This window comes from Micromonospora inositola, assembly GCF_900090285.1.
Lineage (GTDB): Bacteria > Actinomycetota > Actinomycetes > Mycobacteriales > Micromonosporaceae > Micromonospora > Micromonospora inositola.
On record NZ_LT607754.1, the window covers coordinates 1673863 to 1698371 of the forward strand.

At 73.0% G+C, this 24509-nt stretch carries 20 protein-coding genes, 3 tRNA genes, 1 pseudogene and 1 riboswitch; of the genes and pseudogenes, 16 read left to right on the plus strand and 8 right to left on the minus strand.

Annotated features, from left to right (window positions below):
* Positions 1-2: 2 nt before the first annotated feature.
* The 3 genes from GA0070613_RS08035 to GA0070613_RS08045 form a co-directional block, all read right to left on the minus strand.
* Positions 3-527: a sigma-70 family RNA polymerase sigma factor gene (locus tag GA0070613_RS08035; RefSeq protein WP_157746295.1), complete on the minus strand. Its 525-nt coding sequence runs from the start codon at positions 525-527 to the stop codon at positions 3-5.
* A gap of 114 nt (positions 528-641) precedes the next feature.
* A complete protein-coding gene (locus tag GA0070613_RS08040) occupies positions 642-3455 on the minus strand; it encodes an AfsR/SARP family transcriptional regulator (RefSeq protein ID WP_172875770.1) in 2814 nt (937 codons plus the stop codon).
* A gap of 109 nt (positions 3456-3564) precedes the next feature.
* Positions 3565-4416, minus strand: a complete 852-nt coding sequence (locus tag GA0070613_RS08045; RefSeq protein WP_089011720.1) for a Rieske 2Fe-2S domain-containing protein — start codon at positions 4414-4416, stop codon at positions 3565-3567.
* A gap of 202 nt (positions 4417-4618) precedes the next feature.
* Positions 4619-4762: riboswitch (cobalamin riboswitch) on the plus strand.
* A 154-nt stretch (positions 4763-4916) separates the two neighbouring features.
* On the opposite strand from GA0070613_RS08045, the gene GA0070613_RS08050 reads away from it, so the two are divergent.
* Genes GA0070613_RS08050 through GA0070613_RS08060 form a run of 3 tightly spaced genes read left to right on the plus strand, consistent with a single transcriptional unit; the run spans position 4917 to position 9263 of the window.
* Complete coding sequence (locus GA0070613_RS08050) at positions 4917-7316, plus strand: ribonucleoside-diphosphate reductase subunit alpha (protein WP_089011721.1); 2400 nt, start codon at positions 4917-4919, stop codon at positions 7314-7316.
* 2 nt (positions 7317-7318) lie between these two features.
* Complete coding sequence (locus tag GA0070613_RS08055; RefSeq protein WP_089011722.1) at positions 7319-8314, plus strand: ribonucleotide-diphosphate reductase subunit beta; 996 nt, start codon at positions 7319-7321, stop codon at positions 8312-8314.
* A 49-nt stretch (positions 8315-8363) separates the two neighbouring features.
* Entirely contained in the window at positions 8364-9263 is a 900-nt protein-coding gene (locus tag GA0070613_RS08060) for an EamA family transporter (protein ID WP_089011723.1), read from the plus strand.
* A gap of 38 nt (positions 9264-9301) precedes the next feature.
* Here the strand turns inward: GA0070613_RS08060 and GA0070613_RS08065 are convergent, their stop codons facing one another.
* The gene (locus GA0070613_RS08065; RefSeq protein ID WP_231929710.1) at positions 9302-9550 is read right to left on the minus strand and encodes a flavin reductase; all 249 of its coding nucleotides are present in this window, start codon (positions 9548-9550) and stop codon (positions 9302-9304) included.
* Positions 9551-9944: 394 nt separating this feature from the next.
* Here GA0070613_RS08065 and GA0070613_RS08075 point away from each other — a divergent pair, with 394 nt between their 5' ends.
* The 3 genes from GA0070613_RS08075 (at position 9945) to GA0070613_RS08085 (ending at position 11787) form a co-directional block, all read left to right on the plus strand.
* On the plus strand, positions 9945-10712 hold the full coding sequence (locus GA0070613_RS08075) for a helix-turn-helix domain-containing protein (protein ID WP_089011726.1): 768 nt from the start codon (positions 9945-9947) through the stop codon (positions 10710-10712).
* Entirely contained in the window at positions 10703-10894 is a 192-nt protein-coding gene (locus tag GA0070613_RS08080) for a DUF397 domain-containing protein (RefSeq protein ID WP_089011727.1), read from the plus strand. The genes GA0070613_RS08075 and GA0070613_RS08080 overlap by 10 nt, the downstream gene beginning before the upstream one ends.
* Before the next feature lie 134 nt (positions 10895-11028).
* Positions 11029-11787 (plus strand): crotonase/enoyl-CoA hydratase family protein, encoded by a 759-nt coding sequence (locus GA0070613_RS08085; RefSeq protein WP_089011728.1) that lies wholly within the window; start codon positions 11029-11031, stop codon positions 11785-11787.
* A gap of 120 nt (positions 11788-11907) precedes the next feature.
* On the opposite strand, the gene GA0070613_RS08090 is transcribed toward GA0070613_RS08085, so the two are convergent.
* Genes GA0070613_RS08090 through GA0070613_RS08100 form a run of 3 tightly spaced genes read right to left on the minus strand, consistent with a single transcriptional unit; the run spans position 11908 to position 14861 of the window.
* Positions 11908-12795 carry a hypothetical protein gene (locus GA0070613_RS08090; protein WP_089011729.1) on the minus strand — a complete coding sequence of 296 codons (888 nt, stop codon included), beginning with the start codon at positions 12793-12795 and terminating at the stop codon, positions 11908-11910.
* Between the two features lie 7 nt (positions 12796-12802).
* Entirely contained in the window at positions 12803-13321 is a 519-nt protein-coding gene (locus tag GA0070613_RS08095; RefSeq protein ID WP_231929711.1) for a SigE family RNA polymerase sigma factor, read from the minus strand.
* 52 nt (positions 13322-13373) lie between these two features.
* The gene (locus GA0070613_RS08100) at positions 13374-14861 is read right to left on the minus strand and encodes a dihydrolipoyl dehydrogenase family protein (RefSeq protein ID WP_089011731.1); all 1488 of its coding nucleotides are present in this window, start codon (positions 14859-14861) and stop codon (positions 13374-13376) included.
* 91 nt (positions 14862-14952) lie between these two features.
* Between GA0070613_RS08100 and GA0070613_RS08105 the strand changes: the two genes are divergently transcribed.
* The gene (locus tag GA0070613_RS08105; RefSeq protein ID WP_089011732.1) at positions 14953-16002 is read left to right on the plus strand and encodes a serine hydrolase domain-containing protein; all 1050 of its coding nucleotides are present in this window, start codon (positions 14953-14955) and stop codon (positions 16000-16002) included.
* A gap of 59 nt (positions 16003-16061) precedes the next feature.
* On the opposite strand, the gene GA0070613_RS08110 is transcribed toward GA0070613_RS08105, so the two are convergent.
* The gene (locus tag GA0070613_RS08110; protein WP_089011733.1) at positions 16062-16988 is read right to left on the minus strand and encodes a phytoene/squalene synthase family protein; all 927 of its coding nucleotides are present in this window, start codon (positions 16986-16988) and stop codon (positions 16062-16064) included.
* Between the two features lie 91 nt (positions 16989-17079).
* On the opposite strand from GA0070613_RS08110, the pseudogene GA0070613_RS08115 reads away from it, so the two are divergent.
* The 9 genes and pseudogenes from GA0070613_RS08115 to GA0070613_RS08160 all read left to right on the plus strand — a co-directional run.
* Positions 17080-17277: pseudogene (locus GA0070613_RS08115) on the plus strand (polyprenyl synthetase family protein); the annotation flags it as partial.
* A 38-nt stretch (positions 17278-17315) separates the two neighbouring features.
* Positions 17316-18797 (plus strand): phytoene desaturase family protein, encoded by a 1482-nt coding sequence (gene crtI / locus GA0070613_RS08120; RefSeq protein ID WP_089011734.1) that lies wholly within the window; start codon positions 17316-17318, stop codon positions 18795-18797.
* A gap of 58 nt (positions 18798-18855) precedes the next feature.
* Positions 18856-19476, plus strand: coding sequence for an isopentenyl-diphosphate Delta-isomerase (gene idi, locus GA0070613_RS08125; RefSeq protein ID WP_089011735.1), 621 nt, complete (start codon positions 18856-18858; stop codon positions 19474-19476).
* Complete coding sequence (locus GA0070613_RS08130; protein WP_089011736.1) at positions 19466-20413, plus strand: MerR family transcriptional regulator; 948 nt, start codon at positions 19466-19468, stop codon at positions 20411-20413. The genes idi and GA0070613_RS08130 overlap by 11 nt, the downstream gene beginning before the upstream one ends.
* Before the next feature lie 77 nt (positions 20414-20490).
* Positions 20491-21285: a polysaccharide deacetylase family protein gene (locus tag GA0070613_RS08135; RefSeq protein WP_089011737.1), complete on the plus strand. Its 795-nt coding sequence runs from the start codon at positions 20491-20493 to the stop codon at positions 21283-21285.
* Between the two features lie 155 nt (positions 21286-21440).
* Positions 21441-21513 (plus strand) — tRNA-Glu (locus tag GA0070613_RS08140).
* A gap of 32 nt (positions 21514-21545) precedes the next feature.
* Positions 21546-21619, plus strand: a tRNA-Asp gene (locus GA0070613_RS08145).
* A gap of 106 nt (positions 21620-21725) precedes the next feature.
* Positions 21726-21799: transfer RNA gene (locus GA0070613_RS08150), tRNA-Phe, on the plus strand.
* Positions 21800-23473: 1674 nt separating this feature from the next.
* Positions 23474-24247 carry a hypothetical protein gene (locus GA0070613_RS08160; protein WP_089011739.1) on the plus strand — a complete coding sequence of 258 codons (774 nt, stop codon included), beginning with the start codon at positions 23474-23476 and terminating at the stop codon, positions 24245-24247.
* The last annotated feature ends 262 nt before the right edge of the window (positions 24248-24509 follow it).

Consider the following 24509-nt stretch of genomic DNA (forward strand, 5'->3'; position numbering starts at 1 on the left):
GCTCAGGCCGCCTCGAGGCCGGTGCGCAGAGCGCGCAGCGCATAGTGGGTCCGGGACTTCACCGTGCCGATCGGCACTCCCAGCCGGCCCGCGACCTCTGCCGGGGACCGCCCGACCAGGTAGACCTCGGAGAGCAGACTGCGCTGCGCCGGGCTCAGCCGGCCGAGCGCGTGCCGGATGGCGTGCGACGCCAGCGCGGTGCCGGTGGTGTCGTCACCCGCGGGAATCCAGGTCATGTCGACGAGATGGACCTCGGCCGGGCGGCCCCGCCGCAGCCGGACGCCGTCGATGACGAGCCGCCGGGCGACGGTGAAGAGCCACCGGCGGGCGGCATCGGGCTCGGCCGGCACCGAGTCGAGGTGCCGCCAGGCCCGCAGCATCGTCTCCTGGAGCAGATCCTCGGCGGTCTGCCGCTGGTCGCGGGTCAGCACGAGCAGGAGACGCAGCACGGCACGGGCGTGGTCCGCATGCAGCGCGGTCATGCGCTCGGCCCGGCCGGCCGCTGATCCGTCGGGTGCCCGCAGCACGACATCTCCCCCATAGGCAGGAGCAACGGTGACTGAGGCACGAGCCTAGGGACGATCGATGCGAATGGACTGACAGGTAAGTGCGGATCGAGTGCCGTCGCCGATCGCAATCGGTCACGGACGCGACGTGACCGCTGCGAGCAGGCCGGCCAGCCGCCGGCCGGTCCGGGTCTGCGCGTACGGGATCAGGGCCAGCGCCTCCTGCCACGCCCGCACCGCGGCGTCCTGGTCGCCGGCGGCGGCGAGGGCGTCGCCGAGCAGCGCCAGCACCTCCGCGGCCGGCGCCGACGCCGAGGCCTCCTGGTAGGCGACGGCCGCCTCGCGCCAGCAGTCGACCGCCTTGCCGAGCTCCCGGCGGGCGGAATGCACCTGGCCGAGCACCTCCCACGCCTCGGCGATGCCCAGCCTGTACTGCGCTCCGCGCGACAGCGCCATCGCCTGCTCGGCGCAGCGCACGGCCTCTTCCTCCCGGCCCAGTTCGGCGTTGCTCGCGGCCATGATCACCAGGGCGTCCGCGAGCAGTTTGTCGTCTCCGGCCGCCCATGGCCCCAGCGCCGCGGAAAGCGCCCGGACGACCTCCTCGTGTCGCCCCTGGGCGCCCAGGATCATCGCCCGGTTGATCGCGGCCCGGGTCATCTCGCCGTGCAGGCCGAGCCGGGCGAGCAGCACGAGCGCCTGGTCGAGATGCCCGACCGCGGTCTCGTGCTCGCGCCGGAAGTAGGCCGCCCCGGCCAGGCTGCGGTGCATCCGGGCCTGCCCGACCAGGTCGCCGCCCGCCCGGGCGGCCCCGAGGGCCACCTCGCCGGTCGCCGTCCAGTCGGCCCACCGGCCGCTGCGGTCGAAGAAGTGCTGCATGCCCAGGGCGAGCTGCCAGGCGTCGGTGTGCCGGCCCTGCCGGGCGGCCCGGCCGACCAGCGCGATCAGGACCTGCCGCTCGGCGGTGAACCAGCGCATGGCGTCGCCGTGGCCGGCGAAGCGCAGCGGGGTCTCGCCGGGCCCCGGCTCGATCATCGGGTGGTACTCGGAGGCCAGCAGCCGCCGGTGCGCCTGATAGCAGGTGGCCCGGTAGAACTGCAGGCAGCGCAGCTCCGCGGCGGCGCGCTCGGCCGGGCTGTCGTTCTCCTCGCCGAGCTCCGCGGCATAGGCCAGCAGCAGGTCGTGGGTGCGGTAGCGGCCCGGCAGGTCCTCGCTGATCAGGTGCGCGCGGCTCAGCTCGCCGATCAGCGCCCGCCCGGTCCGCAGCGGGACGCCGGCCAGGCCCGCCGCCCCGGCGATCGAGATGTCGGGGCCGGGATGGATCGGCAGCAGCCGGAAGAGCCGGGCGGCCGGGGCGGAGAGTGCCTGGTAGGACCAGGAGAAGACGGCACGCAGGCCGGTCTGCGGGTCGTCGCCGTCGAAGCCGTCCAGGCTCCCGGGCGCTTGGGCCAGCTCGGCGGCGATCTGCGCCGGTGGCGTCCGCGGCAGGCTCGCCGCTCGGGCGGCCACCACGGCCAGCGCGAGCGGCAGCCGCCCGCAGCTGGCGATGATGGCGTCGATCGCGGCCGGGTCCGCCGCGACGCGGCTGGCGCCGAGCGGCCCGAGGAGCGCCGCGCGGGCCTCGTCGAGGCTCGGCAGGTCGACCGGCAACGGGTGGGCGCCGGCCGTGGTCAGCAGGCTGCTGAGCCGGCTGCGGCTGGTGACGATCACCAGACAGTCGGGGCTGCCCGGCAGCAGGTGCCGGATCTGCTCGGCGTCCCGGCAGTTGTCGAGCACGATCAGCAGGCGCCGGCCGGCAAGGCTGCTGCGGTACATGCCCGCCTGGGCGTGCAGCTCGGCGGGAATGCCCTCCTGGGGCACCCCGAGCGAGCCGAGGAACCCGCGCAGCGCCTCGGCCGGGCTCATCGCCGGCTCCCGCCCGTCGTATCCGCGCAGGTCGACATACAGCTGCCCGTCCGGGTAGCCGGCGGCGAACTCGTGGGCGAGGTGGACGGCGAGGGCGGTCTTGCCGATCCCGGGCATGCCGTCGATCGCGAGCACCGCCGGCCCGCCCGGACGCGCGACCGCCGCGCGGGCCTCGGCGATGAGGTCGTCCCGGCCGCTGAAGAAGGGCAGGTCCGGCGGCAGCTGCGCGGGCCGGGGGAGTGGCGACGGCGACTCGGTACGCGCCGGCCGGGTGCGCTGGTGCAGCAGCCGGTCGTACGCCTCCCGCAGCTCCTCGCCCGGATCGATGCCCAGGTCGTCGGAGAGCCGGCGGCGCACCACCCGGTACATCTCGACGGCTTCCGCCTGGCGGCCGTCGGCGGCGAGCGCGAGCAGCAACCGGCTCTGCAGCGACTCGTCGAGCGGGTGCTGCTCGGCGGCGTGCCGCAACGGCGCCAGCACCGCGCCCAGCCGGCCGCAGCGCTCGGCGGCGTCGGCGGCCTCGCGCACGGCCTGGGCGCGTTCGGCCTCCACGGCGAGGAACGCAGGATGCAGGCGGGAGGCCGGTTCCAGGCCCGCGGCGCACCGGCCGCGCCACAGCCGCAGCCCGTCGAGGGAATGCCGCAGCGCCGACTCCGGGTCGCCGTCCTGCAGGCTCCGGCCGGCCAGCCGGCTCAGCGACCGGAACTTCAGCAGGTCAAGGGACTCCTCGTCGGCGCGCAGCCGATAGCCCGAGAGCTCCCGGAGGATGTGCCGGCCCGCCGACCGGGTGGCCAGGCCGGGCTCGAGCAGCCGCCGGAGCACCCCGACGTGCCGGTGCACGACGTTCGCGGCGCTGGCCGGAGCCTCCTCGTCCCAGAGCAGGTCGACCAGCTCGGCCAGGGAGACCGGTGAACCGGCCCGGGCCAGCAGCAACGCGAGCACCAGGCGCTGCTGGCGGGCGCCCAGACGCAGCTCGGCGCCGGCGCGGACGACCCTGATCGAGCCGAGCACCGAGAAGCCGATCGTCTCGCCCGCCTCCGCCCGCACACCGGCAACGGTAACCGGCCGATCCGCCACCCGGAGCTTGCGACCACAGGCCCAGGGGCGGGACTGGGTCTTCGACCCCGGCGCGGCACGCGGCGGTCGTCGGCCGCCGTCAGGGCAGGCGGGTCTCCAGGACCCCGTCGACCACCCGGGTCGGCAGGATCTGCTGGTCGTTCGCGGACGGCCCGTGCATGACCTCGCCACCGTTGAGCCGGAAGGTGCTGCCGTGCCAGGGGCAGACCACACAGTCGTGGCCGTCGACCTCCTGCACCTCGCCCTGGCCGAGCGGGCCGCTCTGGTGCGGGCAGCGTTCCAGCATCACGGTGACCTCGTCGCCGTGCCGGTAGAGGATCACCGAGACGTCGTCCACCTCCCGGGTGACCAGCTGCCGCTGCGGCAGCGTCGCCATGTCCGCCACCGAGTGCCAGCCGTCGCTGATCCGGTGCAGCTCGGAGACGCTCTGGGTGGTCTGCGCCCCCTGCTTGTACGCCAGGTGCCCGCCCAGGTACGCCCCGGTGCTCGCCGCGGAGAGTCCCAGGTAGGCCAGCGCCTTGCCCAGCCCGTGCCGCCCGTTCAGCCGGGCGGCCAGCGAGCCCGCGTAGAGGGCCACCCCGATGGTGTTGGAGGCTGCGTGCACCAGGCCGACCCGGCGCTGGTCGCGGGTCAGGCCGGCCCAGTCGTTGAGCCCGGCCACGGCGGCCGGCATCGCGCTGAGCGTGCCGAGCCCAACCAGTGCGGTGGCGGCCCGGCGCTGCCCGGGCAGCAGGTCGACCACAGCAGCGGAGATCCAGGCGCCGACCGGCACCTGCACCATCGCCGGGTGCAGCGGGTGGCCGAGCCAGACGCCGTGCAGCGCGTCCCGGACCCGCTGCGGACGCAGGGTGGCCTGGACAATCCGCTGCAACCGGTCGCCCACCCGGTCCAGCGCGGAGGCCTGTTCGAGTTTCGTCAGCAGTTCACGCACCCGGTCCGACTTCCCGGCAGGAGCCGCCCCAAACCGGGCGGCGGGACACACAACCGGGTGACTCGCCATCGTGGACGACACGCCCACAGCATGTGGTGTGTTGGCTTTTCCCGACCCACTACATCTAGGATCACTTTCACTGCTGGTTCGACCTGGCGACAGGTCAGCCAGGCGCGGCACCCGCCAGGCGTCGCGTTCGAACAGGGAACCCGGTGCGAATCCGGGACTGCCCCGCAGCGGTGAGCGGGAACGACCGCCGTCATCAAGCACTGGGCCCGACGGGGCCTGGGAAGCGACGGCCAGTAGGCGTACGCGCAAACGCGTCGGCCCGTGAGTCCGAAGACCTGCCAGCAGGGCGCGCCGTCCGGCGCGCGTACCACCTCGGGGCCTCGTGGGAGGGCCGTCGAGCCGTACGGAGCACCGCCGGCACACCGACCGGCGGCGATCCGGCGTGCCGTCGCGCCCTCCCGCGGGTCCACACCGACCACTCAGGAGAGCACGTGACGGCGTCATCCACCCTTTCCCCGCCCGCGGTCGACGCGCTGCGGAATCTGCTGCACCGGCACCACCACGACCTGCCCGACACCGACCCGGACCGGATCCTCGCCCTGGTCGGGTCGGGGCGTACCGCCCGGGCCGACGGGGCGGAGCTGACCGAGCTGGCCATCGCGGCGGCGGGCGGCCTGATCGCCGAGGAGCCCGCGTACGCCCGGCTCGCCGCGCGCCTGCTCGCCGGGCGGATCGCCGACGAGACCACCGCCCAGGGCATCACCGGCTTCGGCGACAGCGTCACGGCCGCGTACGCCGAAGGGCTGCTGGACCCCGGCTTCGCCGGCTTCGTCGCGACGCACGCCGACGCCCTCGACGGCCTGATCGACCACGCCCACGACGACGCGTTCGAGTACTTCGGGCTGCGCACGCTGTACGACCGCTACCTGCTGCGCCACCCGGACAGCCGGGCGGTGCTGGAACGGCCGCAGCACTTCTGGCTGCGGGTGGCCACCGGCCTGTCGGACACCGTCGAGGAGGCCGGCGAGCTGTACCGGCTCATGGCCCGGTTGGCGTACCTGCCCAGCTCGCCGACGCTGTTCAACGCCGGCGCCCGGCATCAGCAGCTCTCCTCCTGCTTCCTGGTGGATTCGCCGCGCGACGAGCTGGACTCGATCTACGAGCGCTACACGCAGGTGGCGAAGCTGTCCAAGTTCGCCGGGGGGATCGGCATCTCGTGGTCCCGGGTGCGCTCGCGGGGGTCGCTGATCCGGGGCACCAACGGCCGATCCAACGGCATCGTGCCCTGGCTGCGCACGCTGGACGCGAGCGTGGCGGCGGTCAACCAGGGCGGCCGGCGCAAGGGCGCGGCCTGCGTCTACCTGGACACCTGGCACGCCGACATCGAGGAATTCCTGGAGCTGCGGGACAACACCGGCGACGAGGCCCGGCGTACACACAACCTCAACCTGGCCAACTGGGTGCCCGACGAGTTCATGCGCCGGGTCGAGGCGGACGCCGACTGGTCGCTCTTCGACCCGAAGGAGGTGCCGGAGCTGGTCGACCTCTGGGGCGACGAGTTCGACGCCGCGTACCGGGCCGCGGAGGCGGCGGGCCGGGCCGCGCGGACGCTGCCGGCCCGCAGCCTGTACGCGCGGATGATGCGCACCCTGGCGCAGACCGGCAACGGCTGGATGACGTTCAAGGACGCAGCGAACCGGACCTGCAACCAGGTCGGCAACGGCGGCGGGGTGGTGCACCACTCCAACCTGTGCACCGAGATCCTCGAGGTGACCAGCGACGACGAGACGGCGGTCTGCACCCTCGGCTCGATCAACCTGGCCGCGCACCTGATGCCGGTCACCGGGCCCGACGCCGGGTCCGGCCCCACGGCCTCCGGCGTCGACTTCCCGGCACTGGCGCGCACCGTCCGGCTGGCGGTCGGGGCGCTGGACCGGGCGATCGACCGGAACTGGTTTCCCACCGAGCAGGCCGCGACCGCGCACCGGCGCTGGCGGCCCCTCGGGCTGGGCGTGATGGGGCTGGCCGACGTGCTCGCCGCGCTGCGGCTGCCGTTCGACGCGCCGGAGGCGCTGACCCTGTCGACCCGGATCGCCGAGGAGATCGCCCTTGCCGCGTACGACGCGTCGGCCGATCTGGCGTCGGCGCGCGGGGCGCATCCGGCGTACCCGCTGACCCGGGCGGCGGACGGGGTGCTGCATCCGGACCACTGGCCGGACGCCCGGCCCACCCGCCCGGAGGCCTGGGCCGCGCTGCGGGACAAGATCGCCCGACACGGGCTGCGCAACTCGCTGCTGGTGGCGATCGCCCCGACCGCGACGATCGCCTCGATCGCCGGCTGCTCCGAGTGCGTCGAGCCGCTGGTCTCCAACGTCTTCAAGCGGGAGACCCTTTCCGGGGAGTTCCTCCAGGTCAACCGGCACCTGGTCACCGACCTGAAGCGGCTGGGCCGGTGGACGCCGCAGACCCGGGACGCGATCAAGCGGGCGGACGGCTCGGTGCGGGAACTGGACCTGCCGGCGGAGCTGAGGGCGTTGTACCGCACCGCCTGGGAGCTGCCGCAGAAGGCCCTGATCGACCTGGCCGCCGCGCGGGCCCCGTACGTGGACCAGGCGCAGTCGCTCAACCTGTTCCAGGCCAGCCCGACCATCGGCCGACTCTCCTCGATGTACGCGTACGCCTGGCGGGCCGGCCTGAAGACCACCTACTACCTGCGTTCGCGCCCGGCCACCCGGATCGCCCAGACCACCGTCGCCACGGCCCCGGCCGCCGTGCCATTGCCGGCACAGCCGAAACCCGCCGCGCAGGCCCTGCTCACCCTGTCCGTCGGCGACGGCGAGGCGATCGCCTGCTCGCTGGAGAACCCCGAGATCTGCGAGGCCTGCCAGTGAGGATGCTGCTCGACCCCGGCATGGATCTGACCCTGCGACCGATGCGCTACCCGGACTTCTACGAGCGGTTCCGGGCGGCAATTCGCAACACCTGGACCGTGGAGGAGGTGGACCTGGCCTCCGACGTACCCGATCTGGCGAAGCTCTCCGAAGGCGAGCGGCACCTGGTCCACCGCCTGGTGGCGTTCTTCGCCACCGGCGACACGATCGTGGCGAACAACCTGGTGCTCAACCTCTATCAGCACGTCAACGCGCCCGAGGCCCGGCTGTATCTCTCCCGCCAGCTCTTCGAGGAGGCGGTGCACGTCCAGTTCTATCTGACCCTGCTGGACACCTACCTGCCCGATCACGCCGAGCGGGCCCGCGCGTTCGCGGCGATCGAGCACATCCCGTCGATCCGCGACAAGGCGGAGTTCTGCTTCCGCTGGATCGACTCGATCGGGTCGCTGCACCGGCTGGAGAACCGGGCCGACCGGCGGGCGTTCCTGCTCAACCTGATCTGTTTCGCCGCCTGCGTGGAGGGGCTGTTCTTCTACGGCGCCTTCGCGTACGTCTACTGGCTGCGCTCGCGCGGCCTGCTCTCCGGGCTGGCCACCGGCACCAACTGGGTGTTCCGCGACGAGTCGATGCACATGGAGTTCGCCTTCACGGTGGTGGACACCGTCCGGGCGGAGGAACCCGACCTCTTCGACGACGAGATCGCCGCGCAGGTGCGGGCCATGCTCGACGAGGCGGTCGCGTCGGAGCTGGCCTTCGCCCGGGACCTCTGCGGCGACGGCCTGTCGGGCATGAACACCGCTGACATGCGCCGCTACCTGGAGTACGTCGCGGACGCGCGGCTCGCCCGGCTCGGGCTGCCGCCGGCGTACGGGTCGGCGAACCCGTTCCCGTTCATGGAGCTGCAGGACGTGCAGGAGCTGACCAACTTCTTCGAGCGGCGGGTGTCGGCGTACCAGGTGGCGGTCGAGGGGACGGTGGCGCTGGACGAGGTGTTCTGACGGTCGATATCGGTGGCGCCGGGGGTCGGCCGGGCGGCAGGGTGGCCGCATGTACGTGCACGCCTCCCGCCCCCTGGGCGCCTCGACGGCCGTACGGCTGACCGCGGGCCTCGCCCGGCCGGACGCCGTACCGCCGCCGCTGCTGATGCTGCTCGGGATGGTCTCCACCCAGGTCGGCGCGGCGGTTGCCAAGCAGCTCTTCACCGCGACCAGCCCGGGCGGCACCACCACCCTGCGGCTCGGCCTCGGCGCGCTCGTCCTGCTCGCGGCCAGCCGGCCGGGGCTGCGGCTGGGCTGGCGGGCGGCCGGGCTGGTCGGGGCGTTCGGGGTGGCCATGGCGGCCATGAACCTCGCCTTCTACGCCGCCCTGCAACGGGTGCCGCTGGGGGTGGCGGTCACCGTCGGCTTCGCCGGCCCGCTGCTGGTGTCGCTGCTGGGCAGCCGCCGGTTCACCGACGTGCTCTGGGCGGCGCTGGCCGGCACGGGCGTGCTGCTGCTCGCCGGGCTCGGCGGGGTCGGCGTGGACGCCGTCGGCCTGCTGCTCTGCGCGCTGATCGCGGTCGGCTGGGCCGGGTACGTGCTGCTCGGCAAGGCGATGAGTGGACACGTGCCGGGCACCCGGGGGCTGGCGGCGGGGATGGCGGTGGGCGCGCTCTGCGTACTCCCCTTCGGGGTGGCGTCGGGCGGCGCGGAGCTGCTCGACCCGCGGATCCTCGCGCTCGGGCTCGGGGTGGCGCTGCTGTCGTCGGTGCTGCCGTACTCGGCGGAGCTGGCCGCGCTGCGCCGGCTGCCGGCGCGGGTCTTCGCGGTGCTGCTCAGCCTGGAACCGGCCGTGGCGGCACTGGTCGGCGCGCTGCTCCTGGGCGAGCTGCTGGCCTGGCCGCAGCTGCTCGGGGTGGGCTGCGTGGTGGGCGCCGCCCTCGGCGCCACCCTGGCCCGCCGCGCCTGACCGTCGGCGCGGACCGCCGGGAGCCGCCGCCGCGCCGGTCACCGGGCGCGCGCCCAGGACAGGAACCGCTCGGTCAGATTCTCCGGCGCGGCGTGGCCGTTGAGCTGGGGCAACTGCGCGCCGGCCTCGGCCATCAGGGTGCCGAGGTAGACCAGCAGCGCGGTCCGGTCGTCGCGGTACTCGACCAGTAGGGAGAGTCGCGCCGGCTGGCAGGGCCACTCCGCGCCGCAGCCCCGGCAGCGCCACAGCGGGCGCATTGGCAGGTGCGGCCGGGACGGGCGGCTCACCTCCGGCCGCCGTCGCGCCGCCACCCGCCGGCCCGCCAGCGCTGCACCGGAGTGAGGTTGCCCGCGCGACCCGGGTCGGTCGTCGGAAAGACCTCGGTCGGCCGGGTCGCCCAGCTCGGCCGCTCGTTCAGCGGCGTCCGCTGCCGAGGTACGTGGATCGACCTCTCGGGCTGGTGTCGCCAGAACCGGAAACGCACGGTGGGTCCCTTCGGAAGAGGTTCGAGGCGGCCGCTCCGACGTCGTTGGCGGGGCGGCCCCGGCGTGGGCGCCGACCGCCGGGCTCCTCGCCTCCACCGGCCGCGCCGTCCTGCGCAACACGCTCCCTCCGGTGATCGGACAGATACACCGCGTAGCTATATGGTCGGTGGATATTCGAGACGTCCGATGGAGGGCCGTGAACGACGCGCTGCGGGTGGCGCTCGGCGAGACCGGGCACACGACCGAATCGCTCGCCGAGCGAGTGGGTGTGGACCCGAAGACCGTGGGGCGCTGGCTCAGCGAGGGCCGGATCCCCCATCCCCGGCATCGGGTGTCAGCGGCGGAGGTGCTGGGCCGGGATGTCGGGGACATTTGGCCGGACACTTCAAGACGTCGTGAGCCAGTTTGGTTCCGTCCATGGCAGGAGATCGAGCGCGAGGCGGTGTCGCTGCGGTCGTTTGAATCCCTCGTTCTGCCGGGCCTACTTCAGACCGAGGCCTATGCCAGGGCTGTTCTCACCGGCGCCGGCATGCTGCCGAGGACCGACATCGACCGACACATCGCGGCTCGGCTCGCCCGCCAGGGCATCCTCAGACGAGAGGAACCGCCGCAGTTCACGGCCGTGATCGACGAGGGAGTTCTGCGCCGGCCCGTCGGTGGTCCGGAGACGATGCGCGAGCAGCTCCACGCCCTGGTGGCCGCCTGCGCCGAACCGCACGTCCGGATCCACGTCGTGCCGTCCTCGGTCGGCGCATACGCCGGCCTGAACGGCCCCTTCGTGATCGCGGCCTGCCCGGACCACCGACTCGCCGGGTACCTCGACAACCAGCTCCAGGGACAAGTGGTTAGCGAGGTCGATGAGATCGCGGCGATAATGGCCGCGTGGGAGAACGTGCGCGGCGAGGCGTTGTCCCGCTGGCAGTCGGTCGACCTCATCACGGAAGTGGCGGAGACATGGAGCTGACGGGCGCCCGATGGCGCAAGAGCAGCCGCAGCAGCGGCAACGGCGGCAACTGCGTCGAGATCGCCGACAACCTCCCCGGCCTGGTCGCGGTCCGCGACTCCAAGAACCCGACCGACCCGGCCCTCACCTTCACTCCGGCCGCGTGGCGAGCCTTCGTCGCCGAGCTGCGTGAGCGCGCCTGAGGCTGGCCGACACCAGCGATTCATTCACGTCATCAGCTTCGTAGCGGGCGCGGGCCTTGACCTGACCCGTCGAGGGCAGCACGGCGCCGACTGAAACCTGGCGTGCCGGTGCCGTCGGCGGGCATGCTGACCCGATGGGCGTACGCGTGGAGCACGACGGGCCGGTGACCACGGTGATCCTGGACCGGCCGGCGGCCCGGAACGCCGTCGACGGACCGACCGCCCGGGCGCTCGCCGACGCGTTCCGCGCCTTCGAGGCCGACTCGGACGCGGCGGTCGCCGTGCTCTGGGGCGCCGGCGGCACGTTCTGCTCGGGCGCCGACCTGAAGGCCATCGGTACGCCGAGCGGCAACCGGGTCGAGCCGGAGGGCGACGGTCCGATGGGCCCCACCAGGATGCGCCTGTCCAAGCCGGTGCTCGCCGCGATCTCCGGGTACGCCGTGGCCGGCGGGCTGGAACTGGCGCTCTGGTGCGACCTGCGGATCGCCGAGTCCGACGCGGTGCTCGGGGTCTTCTGCCGGCGGTGGGGCGTCCCGCTGATCGACGGTGGCACGGTACGGCTGCCGCGGCTGATCGGCGAGAGCCGGGCGATGGACCTGATTCTCACCGGCCGGCCGGTCCCCGCCGAGGAGGCGTACGCGATGGGGTTGGTCAACCGGCTGGTCGCGCCGGGTGCGGCCCGGGCGGAGGCCGAGCGGCTGGCCGCCGAGATCGCCCGGCACCCGCAGACCTGCCTGCGTAACGACCGGGCCGCGCTGCTCGCCAACGCCGGCCTGCCGGAGCCGGAGGCGATGGCCACCGAACTGGCCTTCGGCATGGAGTCCCTGATCACCGACGCGATGCCCGGCGCCGCCCGCTTCACCGCCGGCGCCGGGCGCCACGGCGCCGACTGACCCCGGCACGGCCTCCGACGGCCCCGCCGGTCGAACCTGGCGAGGCCGTCGGGGCGTTGCGTCGGTCGGAATCCGCCGGTCCGCGGACCCGGGCTGACCACCGCACCCGGCCGTGGTGAGCTACTTGAGGACGACCACGTTCGTCGGCCGTTCGACCTTGACCGGCGCGCCATAGTCGGACAACTCGAGCGTCACCCGAATGTTCTTGGCGAAGTCGCTCTGCGGGGCACGCTTGGTCCGGCCGCGCGTCGCCCACTCGTAGGTCACCGTCGCCACCCGCTGGTCGGCGCCCACCGTGATGTCGCCGACGAACGTGGTGGTCGACGACTGGATCGCGTCGTCGTCACGGCTGGCGGCCACGAAGTGGTACGTGCCGGCGCCGGTCTTGGTGATCTTGGCGTCGGCCTGCCGCAGCACGTCGAAGAGGCTCTCCGGGTCCGCCGAACCGCTCAGGGCCCCGTCCAGCACCTGGGCGTCATAGGCGAGTCGATCGAACCTGGCCGAACCGTCCTGCACGAACTGCCCGTCGGTCCCACCCGGGCTGCGCACGAAGCGCACGCCGTCGATCAACCGCTCCTCATGGCCCTCGGAGCGCAGGTAGCCGGTGTCGGTGGCGGGATCGAAGGCGCCCTCCGTGGTGTACGGGCGGCCGGCCACCTCGAACTTCCCGGCGGTCTTCCGGGCGGTGATGCTGGCCTTGATCCGGTAGCTGATGTTCTCACTGGCGGTGACCGCTGACACCAACTCCACCTGCGGCGACGCGACCTGCGACGCGGTGGCCTCCGCCCCGACGGCCGGGCGGGTCGGCGTTGACGGCTGCACGAGGGTGGCCGTACCGATCGCGCCGAGCGCCAGCACGGCGAGGGTGGCACTGACGGCGACGCCGGAGCGCCGGCGGCGCCCCCGCCGGCCCAGCTCCAGCAGCTTCTCCGTCGGCGGGGTCGAGTCCGGTTCTCCGTCGACGATCCCGTGCAGCCCGTTGGTCAGTCGTTCATCGAGGTTGAACATGCCGATCTCACCTGATTCCTGAGTGCGAGGGTTGTTCCACGAGGTGACGGAGCTTCGCCAGGGCACGGGAGTGCTGGCTCTTGACCGTGCCGACCGAGCAGCCCAACACCCGGGCCACCTCACGTTCCGGCAGGTCTTCGTAGTGCCGCAGCACCACGACCGCACGCTGCCTCAGCGGCAGCGACAGCAATGCCCGGCGCAGTACGAGGGCGTCGTGGTCGAGGCCGCCGCCCGGCCCGACCCGGTCGGGCACCTCCGCGACCAGGCTCTCCCGGCGACGCCGCCGCCAGACGGAGGTGTGGTTGTTGACCAGGGCACGCCGGAGGTAGGCGTGCAGGTCGTCCAACCGCGACAGCTTGCGCCAGCGTTCGTACATCCTGACCAGGCTGTCCTGGAGCAGCTCCTCGGCCCGCCACCGGTCGCCGGTCAGCAGCATGGCCAGCCGGAGGTGGCGCTGCCAGGCCGCCTCGACGAATGCCACGTACGCGGCATCCGCTGTGGAGAGGGGTTTCGTTTGGTCCGTCACGCCCCTTCCACGTGCCGGCGGCGTGGAAGGTTGTCTCGCGCCGGGAATCGGGTCAGCGCAGGTTGCGGAGGGCGTCCTCGATGGCGCGGTGGAAGGTCGGGTACGCGTAGATCATGTGCCGGAGCTGGCTCAGCGGCACCGCCGCGTGCACCGCCACCACCAGGGCGGAGAGCACCTCGCCGCCGGCCGGGCCGACCGAGGTCGCCCCGATCAGCACCCCCTGGTCCGCGTCGGCGACCAGCTTGATGAAGCCCTCGTTGCCCGCCTTGTGGATCCAGCCCCGGGCGGACGACGTGAGGTCCGTGTACCCGACCTGGACGTTGACGCCGCGCTCACGGGCCTGCTGCTCGGTGAGCCCGACCGCGCCGACCTCGGGGTCGGTGAAGGTGACCCGGGGCAGCGCCCGGTAGTCGGCGCGCGGGACACTCCCCGGCGCGGCGGTCGCCCCGCCGGCGCTCATCGCGCCGCCGACCGCGCTGGCCACCCCGGCCGCCCCGCCGACGACGCTGGCGGTGCCGCTGGCGTCCGGACCGCCCTTCGTACGACGCATGTAGTCGAGGACGTCGGCGACGACGATGGCCGCCTGGTACATGGCGATGTGGGTGAACGCGCCCTCACCGGTCAGGTCGCCGACCGCCCAGATGCCGTCGGCCGCCCGCATCCGCTCGTCCACCGGCAGGTAGCGCTGCGACGCGTCGACGTCGATGGTTTCCAACCCCAGCTCCTCCAGGTGCGCCTTGCGGCCGGTCACCACCAGCAGCCGCTCGGCGGTGAACTCCGCGCCGCCGCCCCCGTGCACGGTGAAGCTCTGCCCGTCGTGGCTGACCCGCTCCGCCTTCACCCCGGTGGCGATGATCACCCCGTCGGCGCGCAGCGCCGCCGCGGCCGCCTCCGACGCCTCCGGCTCCTCGACGGCGAGGACCCGGTCCGCCGCCTCGACCACGGTCACCCGCACGCCGAACCGGGCGAAGACCTGGGCGAGTTCCAGCCCGATCGCGCCGCCGCCCAGCACGAGCAGCGATTCCGGCAGCTCCTCCACCTCGATGGCCTGGTGATTCGTCCAGTACGGCGTGTCGGCGAGCCCGTCGATCGGCGGGATCGAGGGACGGGTGCCGGTGCCGAGCACGATCCCGTACCGGGCCTGGAACACCTGGTCGCCGACGCGGACCCGGCCGGGGCCGTCGAGCCGGCCGCTGCCCCGGACGAACCGGCCGCCCTTGCCGACGAAGCGGTCCACCGCGACCTTGTCGTCCCAGGTGTCGGTGGCCTCCTCCCGGATCCGCTTCGCCACCGGCGCCCAGTCGGGCTGGACCTGTGCCGCGCCAGCCAGCTCGTTGACCCGGCGCGCCTCGGCGAGCGCGTTCGCGGCCCGGATCATCATCTTGCTCGGGATGCAGCCCCAGTAGGGGCATTCCCCGCCGACCAGGTCCCGCTCGATCCCGACGACGTCGAGGCCGGCCTCGGCGAGTCGCCCGGCCACCTCCTCGCCGCCGACCCCGAGCCCGACCACGACCACGTCCACCAGTTCCGGCTCCGCCATCCCGCCAGCATTCCGCACCGGCGGAGGGTCGGCCACCACACCGGGCCGAATTCCCGCGCCCGTAACACCTCGGACCCCCTACCGTGACCGGATGCACCCACGCTTCGCCCCGGTCCGGGACTGCTTCCAGGACCTGTTCGCCAGCGGCCGGGAGACCGGCGCGGCGCTGACCATCCGGTACGACGGCGCCCCGGCGGTCGACCTGCTCGGCGGGCCGGCCTGGCGGCCGGACACCCTGGTGAACGTCTACTCGGTGGGCAAGCCGGTGGCCGCGCTCTGCCTGCTGCTGCTGGTCGACCGGGGCCGGGTCGACCTCGACGACCCGGTGTCCGCGCACTGGCCGGAGTTCCGCACCCCGGCGACGGTCCGGCAGGTGCTCAGCCACACCGCCGGGTTGCCGGCGTTTCCGGTCCCCCGACCTGCGGAGGCGGTCGCCGACTGGGGGCTGCTCTGCGCGGACCTGGCCGCCGCCGAGCCGGAATGGGCGCCGGGCACCGTCGCGGGCGAGCACGCCTGGACGTACGGGCACCTGGTGGGCGAGCTGGTCCGCCGGGTGGACGGTCGGTCGGTGGGCCGGTTCCTGGCCGATGAGATCGCCGGACCGTGGGGCCTCGACCTGGGTTTCGGCCTCGGTCCGGCGGACCAGCGGCGCTGCGCCGACCTGTCGTACGGCGATCCGGGGTGGCCGACCCGGATACCGGGCGAGCCGGGGTCGCTGCGCGACCGGGCGCTGGGCAACCCGGCCGGCGGCCTGGACGTCGCGGTGGTCAACAGCCGGCTCTGGCGGGGCGCGGAGGTGCCGGCGGTGAACCTGCACGCCACCGCCGCCGCCCTGGCCCGCCTCTACGCGGCCCTGCTGGCCGGCGGCACCCTGGACGGGGTGCGCCTGTTCAGCCCGGAGCTGGTCGCCGAGGCGACCCGGGTCCAGTACGACGGCCCGGACCTGGTGCTGGACCGACGGGCGTACTGGACGCTGGGCATGCAGTGGGAGCCGGACGGCAGCTGGGGCATGGGCGGGATCGGCGGCAGCAGCGCCTGGGCCGATCCCGAGCGCGGCTACACCTTCGCGTACGCGACCGCGCGACTGGCGGAGCACGACCGGGTGGACGAGCTGGTCGAGGCCCTGCACTCCTGCCTCTGACCCTCCAGTCAGGAGCATCGGGGCCTCGCGTCAGCAGCGGCCGGGTCTGGTCCGCGCGCTCACGCCACGGCGACTGGGGTGCGGGCCGGGCCGGGGATCACCACCGGCGCGCCGGTGGGGGTGAGCAGCGCCCGCGCGGCCACCGCCATCCGCCGCCGCTGCGGTACGAGCGCCCGCCGCGCGAGGACGTCGTAGTCCTGGGCGGCCACCTCGTCGAGGATCCCGCCGTAGAGCGCGTACGCGGTCCGCATGCAGGCCTGCGAGGCGGGGGCGAGCAGGGTGATTCCCGGCGCTGCGGCCGCGTAATGGGCCTGGGCGCGGGTCACCTCGTACTCGATCAGCTCCCGGATCCGCGGCGTGGCGCGGCCCTGCGCCCTCGCCGCGAGCAGGTCGTCGCGGGTGACGTCGAACTTCGCCAGGTCCTCGTCGGGCAGGTATGTCCGGCCCCGGTCCAGGTCCTCGGCGACGTCCCGGATGAAGTTGGTGAGCTGGAAGGCGAAGCCGAGCTGCCGGGCCGGCTCGCGGGCGGCCGCCGGATCGGAGCTGCCCAGGATCGGCAGCATCATGGTGCCGATGACGGCGGCCGACCCGTCCATGTAGTCGAGCAGGTCGCCGTAGCTCGGGTACGACATGACCGTCAGGTCCATCGCCATGCTCTTCAGAAACGACGCGAAGTCGGCCCGGTCCAGGTCGAAGACGGCGATGGTGTGCAGCACGGCGGGGAGCAGCGGGTCGTCGACCGGCTCGCCGTGCAGCCCGGCGACGAACCGCGCCGACCACTCGTCCAGCCGGGCGGCGCGCTCGGCCGGCGGCAGGTCCTCGGTCCGGTCGACGATCTCGTCGGCGTACCGGGTGAATCCGTAGAGTGCGTGTACGTGCCGCCGTTTCCAAGCGGGGAGCAGACTGGTGGCGAGATAGTAGGTGCGCCCGTGTCGTTTGTGCAGCTCCTGGCAGCGGGCATAGGCGGCGGTGAGATCGGTGTCCACCGGCCCTCCTCGAGGTTCGACGCAGCAATCGACGCAACTCGTAACCCTAGGGTACGCTCGCCGACATGGCCAACGACGCCGTTGCGGGTAACGCGCTCCGCGTCCGCCGAGCCGGCTGCTCGACGTCCGGCGCTGCTACGACCAGATGCGGATCGAGACCGTCGCCGGGCAGTACCTCGACGTGCTCGGCGACAACGACGCGGCGAACTGGTCGGTGGACCGGGCGCTGCGGGTGGCCCGCTACAAGACGGCCAGCTACACCGTGCAGCGACCGATGCTCTTCGGCGCGGCGGGCATGATGGGCAATTTTGTGAGGGACGTGGTCACGTGCGGACCGTGAACGGACGTACGGACCGGGTGGTGGTGGTCGGCGCGGGCCTGGGCGGGCTGGCGTGCGCGCTGCACCTGGCCGGCATCGGCCGGCAGGTGACCGTCCTGGAACGCGAGCCGGTGCCCGGCGGCCGGGCCGGCCGGCTCAGCGTCGACGGGTACGAGTTCGACACCGGCCCGACCGTGCTCACCATGCCCGGCCTGATCGCCGAGGCGCTGGGCGCGGTCGGCGAGGAGCTGTCCGACTGGCTCGACCTGACCCCGCTCGACCCGGCCTACCGGGCCTGGTACCCGGACGGCTCGACGCTGGACGTCATCACCGACACCACCCGGATGGCGGCGGAGATCGCGCGGGTCTGCGGTGCCCGGGAGGCCGACGGCTACCTGCGCTTCGTCGACTACGCGCGCCGGCTCTGGGAGCTGGAACGGAACGACTTCATCGAGCGCAACCTGGACGCGCCGACCGACCTGCTCACCGGCAACCTGCTGAAGCTGGTGGCCGGCGGGGCGTTCCGGCGGCTCCAGACGAAGATCAACCAGTTCTTCCAGGACCCCCGTACCCAGCGGATCTTCTCCTTCCAGGCGATGTACGCCGGCCTGGCGCCGCACGACGCGCTGGCCATCTACGCGGTGATCGCGTACCTCGACTCGGTGGCCGGGGTGTGCTTCCCGCGCGGCGGCGTCCACGCGGTCTCCCGCGGGATGGCCGGCGCGGCCGAGAAGCACGGCGTGCAGATCCGGTACGGCACCACGGTGACCCGGGTGGAGACCGCCCACGGCCGGGCCACCGGGGTGGTGACCGCCGACGGCGAGTTCGTCCCGGCCGACGTGGTCGTGCTCAACCCGGACCTGCCGGTCGCCTACCGGGACCTGCTCCCCCCGGCCCGGGCGCGGAAGCTGACCTACTCGCCCTCCTGCGTCGTGCTGCACGTCGGCTCCAGGCAGGGCTACGGGAAGATCGCCCACCACAACATCCACTTCGGACGGTCATGGAAGGGTACCTTCGACGAGGTGATCCGGCGAGGCGAGCTGATGACCGACCCGTCGCTGCTGGTGACGAACCCGAGCCGGACCGACCCGTCCGTCGCCCCGGCCGGCCGGCACACCTACTACGTGCTCGCCCCGGTGCCGAACCTTCAGCGGGCGCCGTTCGACTGGCGCGGCGAGCTGAGCCGCCGCTACGCCGACCAGCTCGTCGACACCCTGGAGGAGCGCGGCTACGTCGGCTTCGGCGCGGGCGTCGAGGTGCTGCGCACGATCACCCCCGCCGAGTGGGAGGAGCAGGGGATGGCCGCCGGCACGCCGTTCGCCGCCGCGCACAGCTTCTTCCAGACCGGCCCGTTCCGCCCGTCGAACCTGCACCGCACGCTGGACAACGTGGTCTTCGTCGGCTCCGGCACCCAGCCTGGCGTGGGCGTGCCGATGGTCCTCATCTCCGGCAAGCTCGCCGCCTCCCGCATCACCGGCGGCTCCCGGTGAGCGCGACGAGTGCAGCGGAGCGGAGCCCCGCAGTCGTGAACGAAAGGCAGGGCCGGCCATGACCGCCCGCGAGGAACACCTGGTCGAGCTGGTCGACGACGCCGGGCGCCCGCTCGGCGAGACCACCGTCGCCGCCGCCCACCAGCCGCCCGGCCGGCTGCACCGGGCCTTCTCGGTGCTGCTCGTCGACCCCGACGGCCGCGTGCTGCTCCAGCGCCGGGCCGCCACCAAGACCCGGTTCCCGCTCCGCTGGGGCAACTCCTGCTGCGGCCACCCGCTGCCAGGTCAGTCGCTGGTCGAGGCCGCCAACCGCCGGCTCCGCGAGGAGTTGGGCGTCGACCCGGTCGCCCTCACCGAGATCGGGGTGTACGTCTACTACGCCGAGGACCCGGCCACCGGCCGCGTCGAGTTCGAGTACGACCACGTCCTGCGCGCCGACGTGCCAGCCGGGCTGCCCAACCGGCCCGACCCCGCCGAGGTGGCCGAGCTGCGCTGGGTCGACCCCGCCGAGCTGGAGGCCGACCTCGACGTCGACCCCCGCGCGTACGCACCCTGGCTGGGCGGGGTGGTGAACCGGCTGCGGCGCTCCGCGCGTCCCGTCCCGGGTACCCCCGGCACCGCCGCGATCCCGTCCGGCGGCCCGGCGGATGAGGCGTCGGAGCGGCCAGGTGGCCGATGAGGCGCTGAGCGCGGGGGCCGTCGCGCGCCGGCTGGGCGTCGCGGTCACCACGCTCCGCACCTGGCACCAGCGCTACGACCTCGGTCCCAGCGAGCACGTACCGGGGCACCACCGGCGCTACACGCCGGCCGATCTCGCGCGTCTGGAGATCATGCGACGGCTCACCGCGGAGGGGGTGACCCCGGCCGAGGCGGCCCGCTGGGCCTGCCAGGCGCCGGCGGGGAGCGCCGTCGACATCGCCGGACCACGGGCCCGGCCGGGTGCCGCCCGGGACGGCGGCGGGATGACCATCCCCGTCGGCCGGGCCGGGCCGGTCGCCCGTGGGCTGGCCCGGGCCGCCATGCGGCTGGACTCGGTGGCCATCGGCGAGACCATCGCGCACGCCCTCGCCGCCGACGGCGTGATCGCCACCTGGGACGGGCTGCTGCGCCCGGTCCTCGTCGGAATCGGTGAGCGGCACGCCGCCACCGGTGGGCTGATCGAGGTGGAGCACCTGGTGTCTCGGTGCGTCTCGGAGGCGTTCGCCGCGGTGGCCCGGTCGCATCCGGTCACCGCACCGGCCCGGATCCTGCTCAGCTGCGCCGACGAGGAGCAGCACAGCCTCCCGCTGGAGGCGCTGGCCGCCGCCTTGGCCGAGGCCGGGGCGAGCTACCGGATGCTCGGCGCCCGGGTGCCGGTGGCAGCGCTGGTCGAGGCGGTCACCCGGACCGGGCCGGTCGCTGTCGTGGTGTGGTCGCACACCCGGACCACCGCCGACCCGGGCCAGCTCTCCGCCCTGCTCGCGGCCCCCCGCCGGCCGCTGCTGGCGCTCCCCGCCGGCCCGGGCTGGCGGGCCGACGCGCTGCCCGCCGGGGTGGTCCGCCCGGTCGACCTGACCGAGGCGCTCTCGCTGGCGCTGGCCGTGCGCGACTCGCTGGAGCAGTCGACAACGGATTGACCGCCCCTCCCGATCCCGGGCCGCGTCCCGTACCGTCGGTGCGTCCGCGTACCCCGACCCCCCTTCGGGAGCGACACATGCGTTCACGCGCCATGCTGGCGTTCGGCCTCAGCCTGGTCCTGTTCCTGGCGGGGTGCGGCGACCCCGCCCGCAACCCGTCCCAGGCCGGCGGCCCGCCGCCCTCGGCCGCCGCGACCCCGCCGGCGCCGAAGCCGACCGCCTCGCCGCGGCCCAGCCGCACCACCCCGCCGAAGCCCCGGCTGCGGCCGCTGCCCACCACCCTCCCCGCCGGCCTGCGCCGCACCAGCGGCGACCGGGCGGTGGCGCTGACCTTCGACGACGGGCCGGACCCCAGGTGGACCCCCCGGGTCCTGGACCAGTTGCGGGCCGCCCACGTCACCGCGACGTTCTGTGTGATCGGCAGCCGGGCGAAGCGCCACCCGGAGCTGGTGGCCCGGATCGCCCGGGAGGGGCACCAGCTCTGCAACCACAGCTGGCGCCACGACATCAACCTCGGGCGGCGACCGGTGGCGGAGATCCGGGCCGACCTGGTCCGCACCGACAAGGCCATCAGGGCGGCCGTACCGCACGCCAGGATCCCGTACTACCGGCAGCCGGGGGGCCGGTGGACCCCGGAGGTGGTGGCGGTGGCCCGCCAGCTCGGGATGCGCTCGCTGCACTGGAGCGTCGACCCGCAGGACTGGGACCACCCGACCGCGACGACGATCGCGAAGCGGGTGGAGTCCGCAGTCCGCCCCGGTGCGATCGTGCTGATGCACGACGGAGGCGGTGACCGGCGGCCCACGCTGGCCGCCTGCCAGCACCTGATCCCCGACCTGAAACGCCGCTACGGCATCTCCCGGCTCCGCTGACACCGGCACTGACCTGGGGTTTTACCCGCCGGCGTGCCCCGGGCCATACCGGTTTGGTTCACCGCCCGGCCATCACGTATGCTTTCCAAGCCTCCGGCGGGGCCGGATGGGAGCAAGTCCGCTTGAAGTTGCGAATGTGCAATGATGGCGGGGCCGCCCTCATCGTCTAGCGGCCCAGGACGCCGCCCTTTCAAGGCGGTAGCACGGGTTCGAATCCCGTTGGGGGCACGGTCCGGCTTCGGCCGGATGCAACAGAGCTGGGTCCTGTGGAGCAGTTGGAGTGCTCGCCGCCCTGTCAAGGCGGAGGTCGCGGGTTCAAGTCCCGTCAGGACCGCAAGCGCTGACGCCGCGCGAATGCTGCGCGGCGTTCTGCGTATATCGGAGCGTGTGGCCCTCCGGGCGGAGAACCCGCCTTCCGGGTAGCATGAGCCGAGCAGCACGGCCAGGTAGCTCAGTTGGTACGAGCGTCCGACTGAAAATCGGAAGGTCGGCGGTTCGACCCCGCCCCTGGCCACATAGCCTTTCGCCGGGCTACATGAGCGCCGACCAGCGGAGACGCCGGTCGGCGCTCTGCTTTGCGCCCCGAGGAATCGCCTGTCCGGTCTGACCCTCATTGACCCCGGAATCCCGCTGATGGCCGACTCTTGTCGCACGGGGATCGCACGGACCGACCTCGCTGCGCGTAGAGCGTCCAGCGCGGCGCCTCTCGGCACCTCTCACCACTCCCCCGCTGTCCGTCGCCCTCTTGCGGACTAGATGCGGACTGCGCCGCCTGGACTCGCCCCCTGTGACTCATAGGCTCGTCTGGTGGTGTCGATGGTTGAGACGGCGGGGCTTGTTGTTGTCGTCGTCGCGATTCTGCTGACCCTCCTGGTGCTCATGGTGGTCAGTCTGTTCAGGCCACGAGACTCCCGGTCCGATGACGGGCCGCTTGACCACATGCATCACCCTCCGCCGGATGGGGGCGCGGGTGGCGGTGGAGACTAGTTTCAAGCTGCCCGCGGAACCCAGGCCGTCAGTTTGGAAGGACGAAGATCACCGCCCCGGGATGCCCGAAACGCCTGCTCGGAGCTGGGGACTGGACCACGACTTGTGCCCACTCGTGTCCGCTCGGGGCGCCGGCTACTGGCACATGGCTGGCACGCCGCCATCTGATCCGTAGATTCCCAAGACCATGTCAAGGCCGTCCGATGCCGTCCGCCTAGTCCTGGTCCTCAAGCGCTCGGCAACTCGATCGGTCCCGTACCGTCCGGTCCAGTCCGCCCCGGTGGCTCCCACGCGTGGCTCCCAGACTGTCAACATGGAGTGGTCGATCTAGCCGACGTGGCTGCTAGCGCCGCACAAAGATCAGGCAGGCCACAGAGGCCGCGACGGTGACAAAAGCCGCTGCGGTCAGCGCTACTGCGACCGGATGCGGAGTCGATGGAAACTCCGCTGACGCTCCCAGGACGATAGTGACACCTATCAGAGCGACGGAGCTGCCTCTGCGCAACGGCAGCGGTGCGAGACCCTGAAGTGGCCACGGGACACGCCGCGTGACGATTATTCCGATGCCTAGAGCTATGGCAGCGATGCCGAAAAGCTCAAAGAACAACAGGACGGCGACAGGGGGGGATGCTGACGAGGTGAGCACGGCGCGATCTTTACACGCCTGAATTCCAGTGGCTACCCCGACTGCGCGGCGGATTGGCGTTGCCCCCAACCGGTACCTGTTCCCCCTGGCAGTCTTCCGCTCTGCGGGACGACGGGGTCGACGGCACGCTGGCTTAGCGGATCTCCTCGTCGGGCAGTCGCCAGACCGTCCAGCCTCCTCGGACGGGGACCAGGTGGAGCGCCCCTGCCGGACGAACGACCTGGTCCCCGTCCGAGGAGGCTGGTAGCCCTTGTGGTGCCCGGCGAGGTGAGCCGCGGGCGGCATCTCTGAGGAGGGTCGGGGTTCGGGGCGGAGCCCCGAGGTCTTCATGGTCTGGTCGTTCCGAAGCGTGGCCGGCCGGCCCGGCCGATGCCGGCCGAAGGTCGCCAGCAGGCCGGAGCCGGGCCGGCGCGGCCCGCTTGCGGGCCGCCTTGATCTGATAGAGCGGAATTCGGCAACTCGTGTGGCCTGTGCCTGTGTCGTGTCACGGGACATGCTTGGCACCCGCGTCCCACCAGGCGCTTGACAAGATCTGGAAATTGAGGGGCCAAGGGCGTGGACGAGATCGACTACGCTCCTGGCATGTTGGCCGCGATCTTCGCCGTCACGGTCCGCTACCGGCGGCCGATCCTCGCCGTTGCGCTTGTCTTGGCCGTGATCCTGGCCGTGGGTCGCCGGCTGTCACCCTGGCTGGATCTGATCCTGGGCAACGCGACCTTCCTCGCAACTCTGCTGGCGTATTCGCTGGCCGCGCTCGCCTGGCGCCGAACACGGCCAGCGGCCTTACTGGTCAAGCCCGAGGTTCGTGCGTTCGCCACTGAACCGAGCGCCTCCCAGATCTCAATGGCCGTTGGGCTCACGTTCTTGGCCTCACTGATGCTGGGCACTGGCCACCTGACCGGCGTGGGCCTGTTCATGGTGTTGCCGTTCCTGCTCCTCGTCGGCGTCGGTCTCCACCTTGCCGCCGGCTGGCGCGGCGTTCTCGTCGAGCTGCGACCTTACGGTGTCTGTCAACGCGACTTCACCGGCTCCTTGACTGTGCCGTGGGAGGCCCTGGCACCCGGCCGCCCTTCCCGACCCGCAGTCAACGCCGCCACCCTGGCCCTGACCTACGCACAACCGGAACTGGTACGCCGCCGCGGCATCCTCCCCCTGGGCCGGCGGCTGCGCATCGACAACGTCCACCCATGGTTCATCGCCGACACCATCCGGTACTACGTCGATCACCCGCAGCACCGGGCGGCGATCGGAGAACCAGCCGAATACCAACGGCTCTGGCATGCGTTGACGTCTCCGCCCGCTGGCCCCGTCCCTGGACACGCTTCCTAGGCCCACTGGCAAGCAGGTGCCGGGACGGATTCGGACGGGTTCAACTGGTGTGCGCAAGGAGCTCGGCGAGCCGCTCCGATGGTTTCATGTATGCGAGCGTTTGCGTGGGCGGTTGTTGAGGCTTCGTGCGTAGCGGGCGAGGTCCTCCGCGGGACTGGAGCGCAAGAACGGGTGGACGCTGTCGGCCAGCGTGCACCGGCAGTCTCCCGCAGTCCTGGGTTGATGACCGGGACCGGTGCCGGGCCGGTTAGCCAGCAGGGGT